Source organism: Burkholderia humptydooensis, from assembly GCF_001513745.1.
Classification (GTDB): Bacteria; Pseudomonadota; Gammaproteobacteria; order Burkholderiales; family Burkholderiaceae; genus Burkholderia; species Burkholderia humptydooensis.
The window spans coordinates 3398065-3416990 of record NZ_CP013380.1; the positions used below are offsets into that span (position 1 = coordinate 3398065).

Sequence of the window (18926 nt, forward strand, 5' to 3'; positions counted from 1 at the left end):
CCTCGGACTCTTCCGCGCCGCGCGTCACCCGCGCCGGTTATCCTTGTCCTCTTCCCGCTCTTCCTTGTAGCGCGCCTCGAACTCGTGCAGCCGCGCGCTGATGATCGACTGCTCGTAGAAGCTGGCCGACTTGAGGTCGCGCGCCTCGCGCAACTGCCGGATCGCCGACGGCCACGCGCCTTCGAGCGCGAACTTCTCCGCGAGCGCGCGGCGCTGCGTGACCGCGTCGCCCTGGCCGCGGCTCGCCTGCGCGAGATAGTTCCACCAGTCGGGCTGGCCGGAATCGGCGCGCGCTTCGGATTGCGCGAGCGTCTGCGCCTGCCCGTAGCGCCGCGCGGCGAGGAGCGCCTGCAGATGCGCGGCGATTGCCGCGTGCGAGCCCGGCCAGCGCGCTTGCGCGGCGGCGGCGAGCCGCACCGCGTCGTCCGCGCGGCCGGCGCGACGCGCGATCTCCGCCGCGAGCACGTCGAGGCTCGGCGAAGTGCGCGCCGCCTCGCCCTCGCGCGCGGCCGTGCGCATGAGGGCGTCGCGCGCCGCGGCGAGCGCGCGGTCCGCGTCGCCGTAGCGGCCGCCCAGCATCTCGCCGAGTGCGATCCCGTACCAGTTCGCCGCGACGTTCGGCGCGACCCTGTCGTCGAGCTCCGCGCGCATCCGCCGCACCTCGTTCGCGTAATCGGTCGGCGAGCGGTTCTGCAGCATCCGCAGGCGCGCGCGCACGAAGCCGTATTCCGACGACTGTCGCGGCTGCCGGTACGGCGCGCGCCGCGCGCGATCGTCCATGTCGGCGATCCGCTCGCCTGTCAGCGGGTGCGTGCGCGCATACGCGGGCACGCCCGCGTCGCCCATCGACGCGCGCTCGAGCCGCTCGAAGAAGCCCGGCATGCCATACGGATCGTAGCCGGCGCCCGCGAGCAGTTGAAAGCCGACGCGATCCGCCTCGCGCTCGGCCGAGCGCGAGAACCGAAGCTGGCTGTCAACCGCGAACGCCTGGCCGCCCATCGCGATCGCGCTGCCAAGATCGCCGCTGCGCGCGAGAATGCCGGCGAGCACGCCGAACAGCATCGTCGCGAGCGCCGCGTAGCCGCTCTTCTCGCTTGCGCTGATCATCCGCGCGATGTGCCGCTGCAGAACGTGCCCCATCTCGTGGCCGATCACCGACGCGAGCTCGGACTCCGTCTGCGTCGCCGCGACGAGCCCGCTGTTGATTCCGATGAAGCCGCCCGGCAGCGAGAACGCGTTGATCTGCGGATCGCGCATCGCGAACAGATCGAAATCGGGCATGTAGCCGCCGATGAACTGCGCGGCGGCCGCCGCCGAAAGCTTCGTCGCGACCGAATTCAGGTAGTCGCGCACGAGCCAGTCGTCGAGGTAGTCGGGGTCGCGGCGCACCTCGCGCATCACGCGCTCGCCGAGACGGCGCTCCGCCTGCGGCGTCAGAGAGCCGCCCGAGCCGTCGCCGAGATCCGGCAGTTGCAGCGAGCGAAGCGGCGCGCGCAAACTGGGCGTGCCCGACGCCGGATCGGCGAGCCGGCTGTCCGTGCCGCCATACGTGCCGAACACGCCGGCCGCGATGCCGGACGGCATGGTGGACAGCGCGTCTCGCGTGAGCAGCGCGGCGTCCGCTGCGCCGGTGGAGCGCGCGGGCTCGAGCGGCGGCGCATCGCAGCGCGACTGCGCGTGGCCGCCGGGCGGCAGGGCGAGCGCCGCGGACAACAAAACGGCAAACGACGATTTGACGCGCATGGACAAGGATCTGGGCGGCCGTGGCGTAATGGCTCGATGGGGCTGCGTCATTGTAACGGCGCGCCGGCCTCCGCTCGCGCGACGCCGACGCGCGCCGGACGGGCGGGCGAGCCGCGCTGCTATGATAGACGCCCTCTAACGGAGCACGTCATGTCTGGATCAGGATTCACCCACTTCGACGCCGCCGGCCATGCGCACATGGTCGACGTCGGCGGCAAGCAGGAAACGAAGCGCATCGCGGTGGCGCGCGGCGCGATCCGGATGCTGCCCGACACGCTCGCGCTGATCCGCGAGGGGCGCGCGAAGAAAGGCGACGTGCTCGGCGTCGCGCGAATCGCGGCGATCCAGGGCGCAAAGCGCACTGCCGATCTGATTCCGCTCTGCCATCCGCTCGCGCTCACGCGCGTCGCGGTCGATTTCGAATTCGACGACGCGCTGCCCGGCGTGCGTTGCAGCGCGCAGGTCGAGACGCTCGGGCGCACGGGCGTCGAAATGGAAGCGCTGACCGCGGTGCAGGTCGGGCTGCTGACCGTCTACGACATGTGCAAGGCGGTGGATCGCGGGATGACGATCACCGACGTGAGCGTGCGGGAAAAGCGCGGCGGGAAGTCGGGGGACTGGAAGGCGGACGAAGCCGGCGCTTGATGCGGCCGGTCGGCCGCTGATCACGCGCGCCTGGTCTGGTCCGGGCGCACGCGTCGCTCGCGGCGCTCAGCGCGCTCGAAGCTTCGAACGACGGTCGCGCCAAGCCGGGACAGCGCCGGATGTCGTTCGCCCGTCACCGCCTGCGTCGGCGCGCTCAATGCGCTCCGACATGCGTCACCGCGACGCCCTCGCCTGCGGCTCGAACACGAACGGCCGCGTCAGCGTGAACGGATACGGCTCGCCGCCGCGCGCGGGCGTCTGCGAGCATGCGATCTTCGACATCGCGTCGACCGCCGCACGGTCCGCCGCGGCGTTCCGGCTGCTCGTCGTCACCGTGACGTTCTCCGCGTTGCCCGACGCCGTGATCATCGCGCGCACGAGTACGGTCGCCCGGCGCTCGAGCGGCTTCGCATTCTCCGGATATGCCGCGACGGGCATCGTGCATTCGAGCTTCGCCGCATCGCGCGGCGCGAACGCCGCACAGCCGGCGAGCAGCGACGCGGCAAGGGGAAGCGCCAGGTACGTCGAGTAGGTCTTCATGTTCGTTGCGGTCCGTCTACAGCGTCCGTCGCGCGAATCGACAGCATGCGCGTCACGCGCCGCCGTGCGATTCCGCACCCCGTTACTCGTGGATGTTTCGTCCGCGCGGAGCGCCGGTGTCGGGCGCCGCGCGCGGTCCCAGGCGTTCGCCGCGTTCTGCCGACAGCGCTTACAACAGCGACTTCGCTTGCGACAACACCTTGTCGCACACCTGCTTCGTCAACTGCTGCTTGAAGCTTTGCCCGCCGGCCAGATCGAGCGTACGGCCGTTGCCGGCATCGAGAATCCCGTTCGCGCCGCTCGCATATGCGCTGTCCGACGTGACGCCGCCGCCCAGCTTGCTCATCAGCGCATCCTTGACCGACGATGCGCCGCCGTCGCCGAGATAGTTGTTCTTGATGCAGAACTGCAGCAGGCCCGCGACGTTACCGGTGCTGCCGGGCGTCAGCAGCGCGCCGGCCGACGCCGCGCCGCCGGCGCCGCCGAGATTGCCGAGCGCGCCGGCGATACCGCCCGCGCCGTTGCCGGCGTCGGCGCCTTGCTTGAGAAAATCGCCGAGTTGCGCATGCGCGGTCGAAAACGACAGGATGCTGGCAACCAGGATGCCTGCTGCGGCAATACAATGAGTACGCGTTTTCATGGGCTTTCTCTCAGGGCAGGAAATCGGTCCGGTCGATGGATACCGCGCCCAAGCATACCCGAACGACATCGCGCGCATCCGCTCGCGGCGGCTGGCGAGGCGCGAATGCGGCGAGATTTAACACTGGTTAACGTCATCTGCCATGAGGCGGCGGCGAGGGGGGATGCTCGCGGCGATTTCCAGCCGTGGTCTTGCCGCGATTGCTCGCGTCGGTCGTCCGTAGCGGCAAGGCCGTGCCGACGCATGCGGCGGTTTCTCGATCGAGCGACGCGTTTCGAGCCGGCCGGCGATCAATCGTCGCTGTCGTCCTCCTCGTCGTCGGCCGACAGGTTCGAGGCAGGCGTTCCGTACTTCACGACGAGCGCCGCCTTGAAGGGTTTCAGCGACGGCTGGTCGTCGAGCAGCTTGTACAGCGCGGCGAGTTGCACCGGCCAGTCGTGCAGTTCTTCCGCGAACACGCGCAATCGCTCGACCGTATCGAGCGCGTCGGCCTCGCGGCCGTCGAGCGCCTGCAACACCGCATAGCGGCGCAGCACCGTCTCGCCCGGCAGCAGCGCGATCGCGCGTTCGTGCGCGGCCAGCTTCGCCTGCAAATTGTCGCGCGAGATCGCGAGCAGCGTCGCCGCACCGTAATCGCCCCAAGCACCGAACAGGAACGACGGCTGCTCGCGGTACTGCTCGGCCGGATTCGTGCCGTAATACAGCACTTCGGCGCGCTGGTAGTCGCGCAGCACCGGGTACAGCGACGCGAGCCCCGCCACCGACAGCACCGCGAACAGCGCGAACGCCGCACGGCCCCGCAACACGCGCAGCGGCTTCGTCTCGAGCAGACCGATCACGAACATCACGGGCAGCAGGAAAAACGTGTACTGCTGCGGATACTCGACGAGCGCGTGCATCAGCACAATGCCGACGAGCGCGAAGCCAAATACGCGGCTCTCGGTATGCGGCACGCGCAGCGCGCGCACGAACCACGCAACGAGCGCGACGAGCAGCACGCCGAGGCCGAGCAGGCCGGATTTCGCAAGAAGATCGATGAAGATGTCGTGCGAGTTGTTCGCGATCTCGACGCCGCCCAGCCTGCGCACGAGCTCGAACTGGTGAATCGGGAATTCGCCCCAGCCGACGCCGAGCAGCGGATGCTCGCGGAACATCGTGAGGCCGTACTTCCAGAGCGCGAGGCGCGGCGCGATCTGGCCGGCGTCGCGCATGCGATCGGCGGCGGATTCCGCGAGACCGAGATGGTAGTGGACATTCGCCCAGCGCACCGCGACGTTGACCGCGACGAACAGCGCGCCCAGCACGACGGGAATCGCCCATGCGCGCGCGCGGCCCGCGGCCGGATCGCGCCGCGCCTGCGTAAACGCCATCCAGAAGCCGGCGACGACCATCACGCCGACCTGCAGCCACGGCCCGCGCGACACGGTGAGCGCAAGCCCGGCGGACAGGAGCGCCGACAGCGCCGCCCACGCGAGCGCCGGCATCCGCCGCGTCTGCACGAGATAGAGCGCGCCCGCGAGCGCGAACGCGATATAGGTCGCGAGGTGATTGGCCTGCGCCATGTTGCCGTATGGACGGCGGTCGACGGTCACGCCGTACGACACGACGAACGGCGAGAACGCCGTCTCCAGATGGAACAGTTGCACGAACTGGCAGGCGACTGCGACGATGCCGCCGACGATCGTCGCCCCCGCGATCATCCGCGCGGCCATGTCGACCATGTTCGCGCGCGCGAGTGCATAACCGGCCTGCATCGCGCCGAGCGCGCCCAGCAGGTAGCCCATCGCGAGCCAGTTCATCGAAGGCTGGCGCAGCGGCAGCAGCGCGATCTGCGCAAGCAATACCGCGCCGAATCCGAGCGGCGCGACGAGCGCCATCGGCGCGGCGAACGACTGCTCGGCGCGCTCGGCTTTCACGAGCAGCACGACGCTCGCGCCGAGCACCCAATACAAGGCGAACGCGGCAAACTCGGAATAGAAGGTCGGAATCGGGTACGTGTGGTTCGTGACCGCATACGGCAGGATCAGGGCGACGGCGAGCGCGATCAGCGATAAAGAACGCAGAAAAGAAGAAGGCATGAGCGAACCGGGTATCAGCAACCGGCGCACTATACAAAAAAAACCTCCCGCTGTGCGGGCGCGGACGCCCGACACGCACGGACATCATGCGACGCACCATCGTGGTGCGCGGCCGTCGCCGGACGGCCGCCAGTTCGCGCAAGGCCCGTGCCCGGCGATCGCGCCACTGCGTCGCCGCCCCTTCACGCGCGGCAATCGGGCGGCGCGAGCTTGCCGGCCAGCGTCGGCGCGTCGGTCGGCATCGGTCCGGCGCCCGGCGCGGGCAGCGACGACGACGCCTTGCCGTCCGCAAAGCACTCCCACGTGATCGCCCCCGCCTGAACGACGCCCTTCGACAACGCGACACGCGCCGTCGGCGCGTCCGGCTGATCCGGCGACGACGGCACGAGCACGAGCGTATTCGCGCCCGCCGCCGCGACGCGCGTCGTGAAGGCGACGACGATCTGTCCGGAGTCGTCGTCGATCCGGATCGATTCGACGTTGCGCGTGGCGGGCGGCGACACATAGCCGCCCGAGAATCCATTGCCGCTCGCCGCATTCTCGGCGACAGCGAGCCGCGCGGATGCGGCGAGCGCGAGCCCCTCGCCGACCCGGCTGCGCGCGAGGTAATCCTGATACGCGGGGATCGCGTACGCGGCGACGACGCCCACGATCGCGAGCACGATCATCAATTCGATCAGCGTGAAGCCGCGGCCGCGCATCGCGCGCATCGACGCTCGCCGCGCGCGGCGCAGACCGCGCGTCACGCCCCTTCGCCGCCACACGAGCGGCGAAAGCGACGCAACCGGCGGTAAAACGGAAAGAACTTCGCTCATGACAGGCTCCGAAAACGAAACACGCCTGCCGGATCAGGCAGGCGTGTCGATCGTAGCCAGCGGACGGCAACGCGGGCAGTCGGCCGAACGGCCGACGCCGCGCGTTCGCGTCCGTTAGTGGGAATTCGTCGCGCTCGATACCGCGCGCCGCTTCTTCAGCGCATAGCCGGCGATCACGACGAAGAGCGCGCCCGCGGCGCTCGCGCCATAGATCGCGGCGGGCGTGTCGAGGAGCGGCCAGCGGTCGCCCGCCGGATCGTTGACCATCAGCCCGCCTGCGATCCAGCCGAGCAGCGCCGCGCCGAACGTGATGAAGATCGGAAAGCGGTCGAGCAGCTTGAGGACGAGCGTGCTGCCCCAGACGATGATCGGAATGCTGACGAGCAGGCCGAAGATCACGAGCGCGATCCGATGGCCGGGGTCCGCCTGCTCGGCCGCGCCCGCGATCGCGATCACGTTGTCGAGGCTCATCACCGCGTCGGCGATCACGATCGTCTTCACTGCGTCCCACAGCTTGTCGGCGGGCTTGACGTTGTCGTGCGCGTCCTCGGCGGGCGCCATCAGCCGCACGCCGATCCACAGCAGCAGCACGCCGCCCGCAAACTTGAGGAGCGGCACGTCGAGCAGCAGCACCGCGAACGCGATCAGCACGACGCGCAGCGCGATCGCGCCGGCCGTCCCCCACAGCACGCCGCGCACGCGCTGCTGCGCGGGCAGGTTGCGGCAGGCGAGCGCGATCACGACCGCGTTGTCTCCGCCGAGCAGGATATCGATGATGACGATCTGGAGAACGGCGCCCCAATGGAGCGAGGCAAAGAATTCGAGCATGAGAGCGAAGCAAAGGGGGTGAGACCGACGGGTCGGCATGCGTTCGCCCGCGCCGGACCGCCCGGCGCGAGCCTGACGAAACGCTTGCGCGAGCATAACAAAAAACGCCGGCGGAACCGGCGTTTTTCGTGGCGATGAAACCGACGTTGCAGCGCGATGCTTACAGCGCCGCCTTCAGCAGGCGGCCCATTTCCGACGGATTGCGCGTGACCTTGATGCCGCACGCGTCCATGATTTCCAGCTTCGCTTCGGCCGTGTCCGCACCGCCCGAGATCAGCGCGCCGGCGTGGCCCATGCGCTTGCCCGGAGGCGCCGTGACGCCCGCGATGAAGCCGACGACAGGCTTCTTCATGTTGTCCTTGATCCACTGAGCCGCCGTTGCTTCGTCCGGACCGCCGATCTCGCCGATCATCACGACTGCGTCCGTATCCGGATCGTCGTTGAACATCTTCATCACGTCGATGTGCTTCAGACCGTTGATCGGGTCGCCGCCGATGCCGACCGCCGACGATTGGCCAAGGCCAAGCGCCGTCAGTTGCGCGACCGCTTCGTAAGTCAGCGTGCCCGAGCGCGACACGACGCCGATGCGGCCCTTGCGGTGGATGTGGCCCGGCATGATGCCGATCTTCAGCTCGTCCGGCGTGATCGTGCCCGGGCAGTTCGGCCCGAGCAGCAGCGTCTTGCGGCCTTCGCGGCGCATGCGGTCCTTCACTTCGATCATGTCGCGCACGGGAATGCCTTCCGTGATGCAGATCGCGAGATCGAGATCGGCCTCGACCGCTTCCCAGATCGCCGCGGCGGCGCCCGCGGGCGGCACGTAGATGACCGACACGGTCGCGCCGGTTTCCGCCTTCGCTTCCTTGACGCTCGCGTAGATCGGAATGCCTTCGAAATCTTCGCCGGCGCGCTTCGGGTTCACGCCCGCGACAAACGCTTCGCGGCCGTTTGCGTACTCACGGCAGGCGCGCGTGTGGAACTGGCCGGTCTTGCCGGTGATGCCCTGCGTGATGACCTTCGTGTCTTTGTTGATCAGAATCGACATGTAATGACCTCTGTTCGATCGGCGTCGCGAGAAAAGCCGCGCCGCCATGCGTGTTCAATGTTGCGCTCGGAAAAACGCGGGGCTGCCCCGAGTCCTCCCGCCCCGCTTCGGGGGCCTGGCGCGCAGCGCCAGGTCGCGGGCGCTCGTTACTTGCCCGCAGCAGCCGCGACGACCTTCTGCGCGGCTTCTTCCATGCTGTCCGCCGAGATGATCGGCAGGCCGGATTCCGCAAGCATCTTCTTGCCGAGGTCTTCGTTCGTGCCCTTCATGCGCACGACGAGCGGCACGTTCAGGTTCACGGCCTTCGAGCCCGCGATCACGCCTTCCGCGATCACGTCGCAGCGCATGATGCCGCCGAAGATGTTCACGAGGATCGCCTTCAGGCCCGGGTTCTTCAGCATCAGCTTGAACGCTTCGGTGACCTTCTCGGTCGTCGCGCCGCCGCCGACGTCGAGGAAGTTCGCCGGCTCGCCGCCGAACAGCTTGATCGTGTCCATCGTCGCCATCGCGAGGCCCGCGCCGTTCACGAGGCAGCCGATGTTGCCGTCGAGCGAGATATACGCGAGGTCGAACTTCGACGCTTCGATTTCAGCCGGATCTTCTTCGTCGAGATCGCGGTACGCGACGATTTCCGGATGACGGAACAGCGCGTTCGAATCGAAGTTGAACTTCGCGTCGAGCGCGATCACCTTGCCGTCGCCCGTCAGCACGAGCGGGTTGATTTCGGCGAGCGACGCGTCCGTTTCCCAGAACGACTTGTACAGACCCTTCAGGATTTCGCGCGCTTGCGGGATCGATGCATCCGGCACGCCGATCTTCTTCGCGAGATCGTCGGCTTCGGCGTCCTGCAGCCCCAGCGACGGCTCGACGGCGACCTTGTGGATCGCTTCCGGCGTCTTTTCCGCAACTTCCTCGATGTCCATGCCGCCTTCGCTCGACGCCATCACGACGACCTTCTGCGACACGCGATCGATCACGATGCCGACATACAGTTCCTTCCTGATGTCCGCGCCTTCCTCGATCAGCAGACGGTTGACCTTCTGGCCTTCCGGACCCGTCTGGTGCGTCTTCAGTTGCATGCCGAGGATCTGGTCCGCGTACTCGCGCACTTGCTCGAGCGACTTCGCGACCTTCACGCCGCCGCCCTTGCCGCGGCCGCCCGCATGAATCTGGGCCTTGACGACCCAGACCGGGCCGCCCAGCTCTTCCGCCACCTTGACGGCCTCGTCCACCGAGAACGCCGGCTTGCCGCGCGGGACCGCGACTCCGAATTTCCGCAGGATTTCCTTACCCTGGTACTCGTGAATCTTCATGCGTGATTCCTTCAGTCTGTGAGTTGGCTAAAAAAAGTCGATTGACGATCGCTTCTTCTGACGATTCAAGCGCTCGCCCTCATTCCTTCGCACTGTCCGAGCCCTCGCGCGCGGAGCCGCTCGCGCCGTACCAGCGCGGATAGAACTGCCGAACCGCCTCCCCGTCGAACCGCAACGCGTGGCAGCGGCCGAGCTGGAACGGCGGCTCGTCGGCCGCGCAGTCGCGCCCGGTCGCGCCGTCGCCCGACAGCTCGTGCACGTTCCATACGTCGCCCGCGAACGCCTGAATCGCGGCCGTCGGCAACACCGCGCACAGCTCGGTCAGATGCGAGCAGCCGGCGACGCCGGACAGCAGCCGGGACACGTCGCGACGGAAATGGCGGAAGAGATTGAGTCCGATGAGGACGCGGTAGGCGGGTTTGGCTGCTTCGCATTGACCGGGATAGGGCACCCAGTCCGACGACGTGTCGGCGTCGACGATATTCAGCTCCCGATCGATCGTCACGCGCAGCCAGAGTTCGTGGATCGGCAGGCCGTTCGGCCTGACGCTCGACGCAAGCGTCACGTCGCGAGGCTTGTGATCGGTCAGGCAGGCTTCGATGTCCCACAAGCCGTCGGCGCGCTCGTAGGCTTCCGCTCGAATTGCGCGGCGATGGCGCAACTGTCGGGGGACGGGCTCGGGTAGCGGCATGCGGAAAGTGAAGCCGAAGAGGAAACTCGGCGATTCTAGCATATCGTCCACACCGGCCCGGTCTGGCCCCGTGCGGGGTTTCGAGGGTTTTGGGGGGATTGGACGGGGCCTGCAATCGGCAAGGCATCGTGGCCGCTCGCCCGGCCGTTGCAGGACATTCTTGCGAAATTCCCACACCGGCTCGATGTCAGGCCGGAGACGAGAGCCCGCGAGAGCCCGCGAAAACGAATCAGCGAAAACGAATCAGCGAAGTGGACTCGCCCCGCTCAATCGCCACCGAATTCGTCGACATCGCCTTTCAGCAGCTTCGCGATCGTCGCACTCGAAAAACCGCGCATCGCGAGAAAACGCGCCTGCTTCGCGCGTTCCGCCGGCGTTTGCGGTGCCGTGCCGAACTTCTTGCGCCAGACCGCCTGCGCGCGCTCGAACTCGCTCTCGCGCAGCCGCGAGCCAACGGACTCGACGAGCGCGTCGCCCACCGCGTGGCGCTTCAGTTCGCTGACGATGCGCGCCGAACCGACGCGCGACGCGCGCCGATGCACGAGACTTTCGGCGAACCGCGAATCGGACAGCCAGTTTTCCCGCTCGAGCGCGTCGAGCAGCGATTCGATATCGTCGCTTTCGTCGGCATACGGCGCGAGCTTGCGCGCGAGCTCCGCGCGACTGTATTCGCGGCGCGACAGATAGGCGACCGCACGCCCTTTCAGCGTGCGTGCCGGACGTTGCGATGCCGACGAGCGTTCCGCATCATTCACATCCGACGTGGACGCATCGGAATGGAAAGGCGATGCGCGCCGCCGCGACCGGGGCCCGGCCTGGCTCGTGCGCGTATAGACGTCGCCGGCAACCGCCCCCCGCGCCGCGGCGGACGAAACACCCACCGGCGCACGCTGCCGCGCGTCATCGTGCGCATCGAACGATTCATATGGATCGAACGGCTCATCCGATTCGGACGCAACCGATCGCCGAAACGAAACGAGGGCATCGCCGGATGCCCTCGCTGCCGGGCGGCCAGACGGCCGCCCTTCGCCCGAAACCGTCGTGCGCGTTTCGCATTCGGCGTGAGGCTCGCCGGCGGACACCGCCCGCGCACCGCGCGCTGTCTGCTGCGAATCCGCGCCCTGCCGGTTCTTGCGCATTACCCCTCTTCGTCCATGATCTCGGCTGCGGAATCGGCGCCCTGCGGCATCGCGGCGACACCGAGCGACTCGCGAATGCGATTCTCGATATCGCGCGCGATTTCCGGATTCTCGCGCAGGAATTCGCGCGCGTTGTCCTTGCCCTGGCCGATCTTCTCGCCGTTATAGCTGTACCACGCGCCCGCCTTGTCGACGATCTTCGCCTGGACGCCGAGATCGATGATCTCGCCCTGGCGCGAGATGCCTTCGCCGTACAGGATGTCGAAGATCGCTTCGCGGAACGGCGGCGACACCTTGTTCTTGACGACCTTCACGCGCGTTTCGTTGCCGATCACCTCGTCGTTCTTCTTGATCGAGCCGATCCGGCGGATATCGAGACGCACCGACGAATAGAACTTGAGCGCGTTGCCGCCCGTCGTGGTTTCCGGGTTGCCGAACATCACGCCGATCTTCATCCGGATCTGGTTGATGAAGATCACGAGGCAGTTCGTGCGCTTGATCGAGCCCGTCAGCTTGCGCAGCGCCTGGGACATCAGGCGGGCCTGCAGGCCGGGCAGCGCGTCGCCCATCTCGCCTTCGATTTCGGCCTTCGGCACGAGCGCCGCGACCGAGTCGATGACGATCATGTCGATCGAGCCCGAGCGGACCAGCGCGTCGACGATTTCGAGCGCCTGCTCGCCCGTGTCCGGCTGCGAGATCAGCAGCTCCGGCACGTTCACGCCGAGCTTCGACGCATACTGGACGTCGAGTGCGTGCTCCGCGTCGATGAACGCCGCAGTGCCGCCCAGCTTCTGCATCTCGGCGACCACCTGCAGCGTGAGCGTCGTCTTGCCGGACGATTCCGGCCCGTAGATTTCGACCACACGGCCGCGCGGCAGGCCGCCGACGCCGAGCGCGATATCGAGACCGAGCGAGCCCGTGGACACCACCTGGATATCCTCGACTGCCTCGCCGTCGCCGAGCCGCATGATCGACCCTTTGCCGAACTGCTTCTCGATCTGCGCGAGCGCGGCAGCAAGCGCCTTGCTCTTCTCTGCAGTCAGCCCGGAGCCTTTCTTGCTTTCTTCCATGAATCGTCCTTTGCTATGATGAGCAGCGTCTGATACGGACGCACCGGCTTCGACACGGCCAGCAAGCCGTTAGGTGCGCGAATGCAGACACTGTATAAAAAAACAGTGGTTTATGCAAGCCCGCGTTGCAGGCAGGCATCGCCGCATATTTCGGAGACAGCCGCGCGCAGCGTCATTGCCGCGGAGCGGCAATCGGTTGCGCATCATGCGAATTCTCATCGCCGAAGACGACAGCATACTCGCGGACGGCCTCACCCGGTCGCTCCGCCAATCGGGCTATGCCGTCGACCACGTGAGGAACGGCGTCGAGGCCGACACGGCCTTGTCGATGCAGACTTTCGACCTGCTGATCCTCGATCTCGGCCTGCCCAGGATGTCCGGCCTCGACGTGCTGCGCCGCCTGCGCGCGCGCAATTCGAACCTGCCCGTGCTGATCCTGACGGCCGCCGACAGCGTCGACGAGCGCGTGAAGGGGCTCGACCTCGGCGCCGATGACTACATGGCGAAGCCGTTCGCGCTCAACGAGCTCGAAGCGCGCGTGCGCGCGCTGACGCGGCGCGGCGCGGGCGGCGGGCCGACCGTCGTGCGGCACGGCTCGCTGTCGTTCGACCAGGTCGGCCGGATCGCATATGCGAACGGCCGCGTGCTCGACCTGTCCGCGCGCGAGCTCGGCCTGCTCGAAGTGCTGCTGCAGCGCATCGGCCGGCTCGTGTCGAAGGAGCAGCTCGTCGACCATCTGTGCGAATGGGGCGAGGAAGTCAGCAACAACGCGATCGAGGTCTACGTCCACCGGCTGCGCAAGAAGATCGAGCCGAGCGGCGTGCGGATCACGACCGTGCGCGGCCTCGGCTACTGCCTCGAGAAAGCCGCGCCCGCGAGCGACGCGCCGAACGCCGCCGCGCCGCAACCGGCCGAAACCGCCGCGAGCCAGCCGCTGCGCTAGCGCCGTCGACGAGCGAGCGGCCGATGGCCACGCCAGTCCGTTCCGTCCACGCCGCGCGACGCGCGGCTGCCGCGGCGCCCGATACGGACGCCGCGCGCGACGCGCGTTACGAGAACCCGTTCGCGCCGCCGGACGAAACCGACGCCGCCGAAGGCCCCCGCCCCCGCTCGCTGTTCGGCGAGATTCTCGACTGGATGCTCGCGCCGCTCCTCCTGCTGTGGCCGATGAGCATCGCCGTCACCTATCTCGTCGCGAAAACGATCGCGAACGGCCCGTTCGATCGCGCGCTCGAGACCGACGCATACGTACTCGCGCGGCAGATCACGCCGGTCAACGGCGTCGCCGAGCTGAGGCTGCCGCAGGCGACGCTCGACTTCCTGCGCGCCGACAACGTCGACAGCCTCTACTTCCAGGTGCTCGGCACGCGCGGCGAGCTCGTCGCGGGCGAAGCCGACCTGCCGCTGCCGCGCGACGACGACCGGCCGCCGCCCGGCGTCGTCGTGTTCCGCGACGATCTGCTGCGCGGCAACGACGTGCGCGTCGCGTACACGACCGTCGCGCTGCCGGGCGCGACGGGCTCGCAGCCCGTGCTCGTGCAGATCGGCGAAACGCTCGACAAGCGCAACGCGCTTGCGAACGACATCATCAAGGGCGTGATCCTGCCGCAATTCGTGATCCTGCCGCTCGCGATCCTGCTCGTCTGGTTCGGGCTGTCGCGCGGGCTCGCGCCGCTCACCGCGCTGCAGGCGCACATCCGCGGCCGGCGCCCGGACGACCTGTCGCCCGTCGAGGCGCGGCGCGCGCCGCCCGAGATCGAGCCGCTCGTCACGTCGTTCAACGATCTGCTCGCGCGCCTCGAGCAGAACATCACGCTGCAAAAGCGCTTCATCGCCGATGCCGCGCACCAGATGAAGACGCCGCTCGCGGGCCTGCGCACGCAGGCCGAATTCGCGCTGCGCCACGAGGTGCCGAACGACGTCGCGCGCTCGCTCGAGCAGATCGCGACGAGCTCCGAGCAGGCGGCGCGGCTCGTCACGCAACTGCTCGCGCTCGCGCGCGCGGAAAACCGCGCGACGGGGCTCACGTTCGAGCCCGTCGAGATCGCGACGCTCGCGCGACAGGCCGTGCGCGACTGGGTGCAGGCCGCGCTCGCGAAGCAGATGGACCTCGGCTACGAAGGCCCGGACGCCGACTCGGAGCCGCTTCGCATCGACGGGCATCCGGTGATGCTGCGCGAGATGCTCGGCAACCTGATCGACAACGCGATCCGCTACACGCCGGCGGGCGGCCGCATCACCGTGCGCGTGCGCGCCGATCGCGCGGCGCGCGTCGTGCATCTCGAAGTCGAGGATACGGGCCCCGGCATTCCGGCAAGCGAGCGCGAACGCGTCGTCGAGCGCTTCTACCGGATACTCGGCCGCGAAGGCGACGGCAGCGGGCTCGGCCTTGCGATCGTCCGCGAGATCGTCGCGCAGCACGGCGGCACGCTGACGATCGGCGACAACGTGTATCAGACGTCGCCGCGCCTCGCGGGCACGCTCGTGCGCGTGAGCGTCGGCTTACGGCGCGAGGCCCCGGAATAACCCTAAGCGAAGCCGCCGCCCGCCTCTCACCAGAGGCACAGTATCGAAACTTGACAGCAAGTTAAAAGAAGATGAAAGACAAACCAAGATGTAATGCACAAATTGCCGGCGCGCGATTTTGACGCGGCGAGTCAGTGCGCCGTAAGTTTGCCCTCCAATAATCGACTCGGAGCCGCCCTCCCGAGAGGACGCGCGACCCCATATCAAAATTGGAGACATTCATGGCAACGGTTGGCGGACAAATTGCGCACGCGCCGATGACGGGCGACGAAAAGCGCGTGATCTTCGCATCGTCGCTCGGCACCGTGTTCGAGTGGTACGATTTCTACCTGGCCGGCTCGCTCGCGGCCTACATCAGCAAGAGCTTCTTTTCCGGCGTCAATCCGACCGCGGCGTTCATCTTCACGCTGCTCGGCTTCGCGGCGGGCTTCGCGGTCCGGCCGTTCGGCGCGATCGTGTTCGGCCGCCTCGGCGATCTCGTCGGCCGCAAGCACACGTTCCTCATCACGATCGTGATCATGGGGATCTCGACCTTCGTCGTCGGCTTCCTGCCGGGCTACACGTCGATCGGCATCGCCGCGCCCGTGATCTTCATCGCGATGCGGCTGCTGCAAGGCCTCGCGCTCGGCGGCGAGTACGGCGGCGCGGCGACCTACGTCGCCGAGCACGCGCCCGGGCATCGCCGCGGCTTCTACACGGCGTGGATCCAGACGACCGCGACGCTCGGCCTCTTCCTGTCGCTCCTCGTGATCCTCGGCGTGCGCACCGCGATCGGCGAGGAAGCGTTCGGCACCTGGGGTTGGCGCGTGCCGTTCGTCGCGTCGATCCTGCTGCTCGCCGTGTCCGTGTGGATCCGGCTGCAGTTGAACGAATCGCCGGTGTTCCTGCGGATCAAGGCCGAAGGCAAGACGTCGAAGGCGCCGATCAAGGAAGCGTTCGGCCAGTGGAAGAACCTGAAGATCGTGATTCTCGCGCTCGTCGGGCTGACGGCTGGCCAAGCGGTCGTCTGGTACACGGGTCAGTTCTATGCGCTCTTCTTCCTCACGCAGACGCTGAAGGTCGACGGCGCGAGCGCGAACATCCTGATTGCGCTCGCGCTCCTGATCGGCACGCCGTTCTTCGTGTTCTTCGGCTCGCTGTCGGACAGGATCGGTCGCAAGCCGATCATCCTCGCCGGCTGCCTGATCGCCGCGCTCACCTACTTCCCGCTCTTCAAGGCGCTTACGCACTTCGCGAATCCGGCACTGGAGGCGGCGACGCAGAAAGCGCCGATCACGGTGATCGCGAATCCGGGCGAATGCTCGTTCCAGTTCAACCCGGTGGGCACCGCGAAGTTCACGTCGTCGTGCGACATCGCGAAGAGCGCGCTCGCGAAGGCGGGCCTCAACTACGAAAACGTCACCGCGCCGCCTGGCACGCTCGCGAAGATCAAGATCGGCGACTCGGCGATCGACACGTACGACGGCAAGGCCGCCGACGCGAAGGACAAGGCGAAGGCGTTCGACAAAACGCTCGCGTCGACGCTGAAGGCGGCGGGCTATCCGGCGAAGGCCGATCCGGCGCAGCTCAACTGGCCGATGACGACGGTGATCCTCGCGATTCTCGTGATCTACGTGACGATGGTGTACGGGCCGATCGCGGCGATGCTGGTCGAGATGTTCCCGACGCGAATCCGCTATACGTCGATGTCGCTGCCGTATCACATCGGCAACGGCTGGTTCGGCGGCTTCCTGCCGGCGACCGCGTTCGCGATCGTCGCGGCGAATGGCGACATCTATTCGGGGCTCTGGTATCCGATCGGCGTCGCGCTCGTCACGTTCGTGATCGGGCTGCTGTTCGTGAAGGAAACCAAGGATTCGAATATTTACGCGCAGGATTGAGGAAGGGCGGGCCACGGCGCGGGTGGTGCCGTCGTGAAGTGGCGGGACGCGGCCGGACGATGACGAAGCGCGCCCGCCCTCGCCGCGACACCCTCCACTTTTTTGAGGAGGTCGACAAAAAGGGCTTGACACGCCCTGGGCCAACCTCCATAATTTATTTTCTGTTGGCGAATTAGCTCAGTCGGTTAGAGCGACGGAATCATAATCCGCAGGTCCGGGGTTCGAGTCCCTGATTCGCCACCAACAAATTCAAGGGCTTAGCAACGATGCTAAGCCCTTTTTCTTTGCCGCCGCGGCGTTGATATTAGACAGCGTCTAATATCCTGCCCCTCACATGCGTATCTGTTGAGATGCCGAGACGCTCTTTGGGCCACCGCCCAGCGCGTCACGCATGCCGCTGTATGCCGGTACCTTGCTTTAGGCCCTCCCGCCCCTCGCCCTCGAGCACTGCCTTCGGAGTTTTATCAGCGCCCCCTTAAAAATCAATGCCTTGCGCAACTCGCAATCTGCAAAATCAAGGCTAACCAAGGTCAATCAGGGCTATCCAAGCTCATCCAAACTGTAATTTCACTGTAATTCTTTCAGACGCAGTGAAACGCGTCAGCGCCGCGCCTCTCATTCGCTGTTACTACTTTTCCCCCTCGTCCCGCCAACTCTGACAGGGTAGTTACACATCGACAGCGCGTGCTACAGTCGCCGCAGATTTCGTCTGAGGAGTTCTGCATGGGATTCGCGTTCATTCGGGAAGGCGACACAACCTCTCACGGCGGCCGCGTGCTCGCGTGTGACCCCACAAATACCGACGACGGGAAACCGTTGGCGTTGCTCGGCGACATGGTTTCATGTCCACGCTGCGGCGGCGTCTATCCGATCGTCAAGATCAAAGCTGACTTGCACATGACGTTCAACGGCCGCCCGGTAGCATCTGACGGCGACATGACGGCGTGCGGCGCGACGCTCATCGCATCGCAGAGCAGCGCAACGGCATCGCCAACCTCCGGTGCGGGAGACCCGATCGGCGGCGGCCGCAGCGTAGTAGCCCAACAGGCAAGCGCTGACCAATCCGGCCCGCACCGCGGGCGTTTCCAGGTTCTAGACGACGACACTGGGAAGCCTGTCGCCAACCACCCGTATACCGTTACCGGCAGCGACGGCAGCACCATCACGGGAACGACCGACGAGAACGGATATACCAACTGGCTTGAAACAGGGCGGGCTGCATCGCTGACCTTCGGGCGTTCCGGCGCGAGTTCTGCATGACCGACTATGCGCAAGGGGGCGGGTCCGGCGCGACGAGCCAAGGCGACGGACGGACGAATCAGGTGCGCTTGCGGCGCAACGCGCTCGACGCACAGGATCGGCAAGCGCTTTGCGCGGTTATCTGCAAATGCAACGCTATGCCGACGATTGGCGTCGATGGACAAAGGTTGAAGCAGCAATGTGTTAGCGGCCGACTGAAAGCAGCCGATGCAATCGGCGACCATCAGAGCCCGTACAAGGCCGAAATTAATTACGACATGTCCCGTGACCCGCCTGCGCCGATCATGGATTCAGGAATATCCACAAAGGCACACGATTACCTGCCGGGCTGGATTCAAAAATACTGGCCTGGGGGTCTAGGCGGATACACGCCTGGGGTCGGAAGCATTCGACGGCCCGATGTTGTGATTGTCAACGATCCATCGTTACCGCCAACCCAAGACAACATTAAAAGCGTCGTCGAAATCAAATTTCCGCCGGATCGCCGCGACAATAAGCAGCAGGAGGCTTATGCGAGAATCGCCGGAGATTCGAGCAAAGTCGCGGTGATGGAACCCTCGGATTGCGGCTGTTCAGATAGGGGCGCAACAAAGCCAACACCGTCTACGAGTCGCGTAACCACTTCGGACCTCGACGATGTACTCGGTTCGGGATTCGGCAGTTATATGCATGGGACTCCCCCTCCGATGCCACCTAGTCCGATTCCAGTGCCATAA

At 66.7% G+C, this 18926-nt stretch carries 17 protein-coding genes and 1 tRNA gene; 7 read left to right on the forward strand and 11 right to left on the reverse strand.

What is annotated here, in order from left to right; genetic code table 11:
- Positions 1 to 24: 24 nt before the first annotated feature.
- On the reverse strand, positions 25 to 1743 hold the full coding sequence (locus tag AQ610_RS15195) for a M48 family metalloprotease (RefSeq protein WP_006024695.1): 1719 nt from the start codon (positions 1741 to 1743) through the stop codon (positions 25 to 27).
- Between the two features lie 150 nt (positions 1744 to 1893).
- Between AQ610_RS15195 and moaC the strand changes: the two genes are divergently transcribed.
- Complete coding sequence (gene moaC / locus AQ610_RS15200) at positions 1894 to 2388, forward strand: cyclic pyranopterin monophosphate synthase MoaC (protein WP_009911355.1); 495 nt, start codon at positions 1894 to 1896, stop codon at positions 2386 to 2388.
- Between the two features lie 174 nt (positions 2389 to 2562).
- Here the strand turns inward: moaC and AQ610_RS15205 are convergent, their stop codons facing one another.
- The 10 genes from AQ610_RS15205 to recA form a co-directional block, all read right to left on the reverse strand.
- Positions 2563 to 2928 carry a TonB family protein gene (locus tag AQ610_RS15205; RefSeq protein WP_006024692.1) on the reverse strand — a complete coding sequence of 122 codons (366 nt, stop codon included), beginning with the start codon at positions 2926 to 2928 and terminating at the stop codon, positions 2563 to 2565.
- 169 nt (positions 2929 to 3097) lie between these two features.
- Entirely contained in the window at positions 3098 to 3568 is a 471-nt protein-coding gene (locus tag AQ610_RS15210; RefSeq protein ID WP_006024691.1) for a YjjA family protein, read from the reverse strand.
- Positions 3569 to 3858: 290 nt separating this feature from the next.
- Positions 3859 to 5646 (reverse strand): PglL family O-oligosaccharyltransferase, encoded by a 1788-nt coding sequence (locus tag AQ610_RS15215; protein WP_006024689.1) that lies wholly within the window; start codon positions 5644 to 5646, stop codon positions 3859 to 3861.
- 182 nt (positions 5647 to 5828) lie between these two features.
- Positions 5829 to 6347, reverse strand: coding sequence for a type IV pilus assembly protein PilA (gene pilA / locus AQ610_RS15220; protein WP_045554914.1), 519 nt, complete (start codon positions 6345 to 6347; stop codon positions 5829 to 5831).
- A 228-nt stretch (positions 6348 to 6575) separates the two neighbouring features.
- Entirely contained in the window at positions 6576 to 7289 is a 714-nt protein-coding gene (locus tag AQ610_RS15225; RefSeq protein WP_006024687.1) for a TerC family protein, read from the reverse strand.
- A gap of 160 nt (positions 7290 to 7449) precedes the next feature.
- The gene (gene sucD, locus AQ610_RS15230; protein WP_009911351.1) at positions 7450 to 8331 is read right to left on the reverse strand and encodes a succinate--CoA ligase subunit alpha; all 882 of its coding nucleotides are present in this window, start codon (positions 8329 to 8331) and stop codon (positions 7450 to 7452) included.
- A 146-nt stretch (positions 8332 to 8477) separates the two neighbouring features.
- Positions 8478 to 9644 (reverse strand): ADP-forming succinate--CoA ligase subunit beta, encoded by a 1167-nt coding sequence (gene sucC, locus AQ610_RS15235; protein WP_006024685.1) that lies wholly within the window; start codon positions 9642 to 9644, stop codon positions 8478 to 8480.
- 79 nt (positions 9645 to 9723) lie between these two features.
- The gene (locus tag AQ610_RS15240; RefSeq protein WP_009911349.1) at positions 9724 to 10335 is read right to left on the reverse strand and encodes a DUF2889 domain-containing protein; all 612 of its coding nucleotides are present in this window, start codon (positions 10333 to 10335) and stop codon (positions 9724 to 9726) included.
- Between the two features lie 266 nt (positions 10336 to 10601).
- The gene (gene recX / locus AQ610_RS15245; protein WP_006024683.1) at positions 10602 to 11474 is read right to left on the reverse strand and encodes a recombination regulator RecX; all 873 of its coding nucleotides are present in this window, start codon (positions 11472 to 11474) and stop codon (positions 10602 to 10604) included.
- Positions 11474 to 12544 carry a recombinase RecA gene (gene recA / locus AQ610_RS15250; protein ID WP_006024682.1) on the reverse strand — a complete coding sequence of 357 codons (1071 nt, stop codon included), beginning with the start codon at positions 12542 to 12544 and terminating at the stop codon, positions 11474 to 11476. The genes recX and recA overlap by 1 nt, the downstream gene beginning before the upstream one ends.
- A 205-nt stretch (positions 12545 to 12749) precedes the next feature.
- Here recA and AQ610_RS15255 point away from each other — a divergent pair, with 205 nt between their 5' ends.
- The 6 genes from AQ610_RS15255 to AQ610_RS33750 all read left to right on the forward strand — a co-directional run bounded on the left by AQ610_RS15255 (position 12750) and on the right by AQ610_RS33750 (position 18926).
- The gene (locus AQ610_RS15255) at positions 12750 to 13487 is read left to right on the forward strand and encodes a response regulator transcription factor (protein ID WP_015601581.1); all 738 of its coding nucleotides are present in this window, start codon (positions 12750 to 12752) and stop codon (positions 13485 to 13487) included.
- A gap of 23 nt (positions 13488 to 13510) precedes the next feature.
- A complete protein-coding gene (locus AQ610_RS15260; protein ID WP_006024680.1) occupies positions 13511 to 15070 on the forward strand; it encodes a sensor histidine kinase N-terminal domain-containing protein in 1560 nt (519 codons plus the stop codon).
- Positions 15071 to 15291: 221 nt separating this feature from the next.
- Positions 15292 to 16950: an MFS transporter gene (locus AQ610_RS15265; protein WP_015600611.1), complete on the forward strand. Its 1659-nt coding sequence runs from the start codon at positions 15292 to 15294 to the stop codon at positions 16948 to 16950.
- A 166-nt stretch (positions 16951 to 17116) separates the two neighbouring features.
- Positions 17117 to 17193: transfer RNA gene (locus tag AQ610_RS15270), tRNA-Met, on the forward strand.
- Between the two features lie 480 nt (positions 17194 to 17673).
- The gene (locus tag AQ610_RS15275; protein WP_009911341.1) at positions 17674 to 18210 is read left to right on the forward strand and encodes a PAAR domain-containing protein; all 537 of its coding nucleotides are present in this window, start codon (positions 17674 to 17676) and stop codon (positions 18208 to 18210) included.
- A complete protein-coding gene (locus AQ610_RS33750) occupies positions 18207 to 18926 on the forward strand; it encodes a VRR-NUC domain-containing protein (RefSeq protein ID WP_009911340.1) in 720 nt (239 codons plus the stop codon). The genes AQ610_RS15275 and AQ610_RS33750 overlap by 4 nt, the downstream gene beginning before the upstream one ends.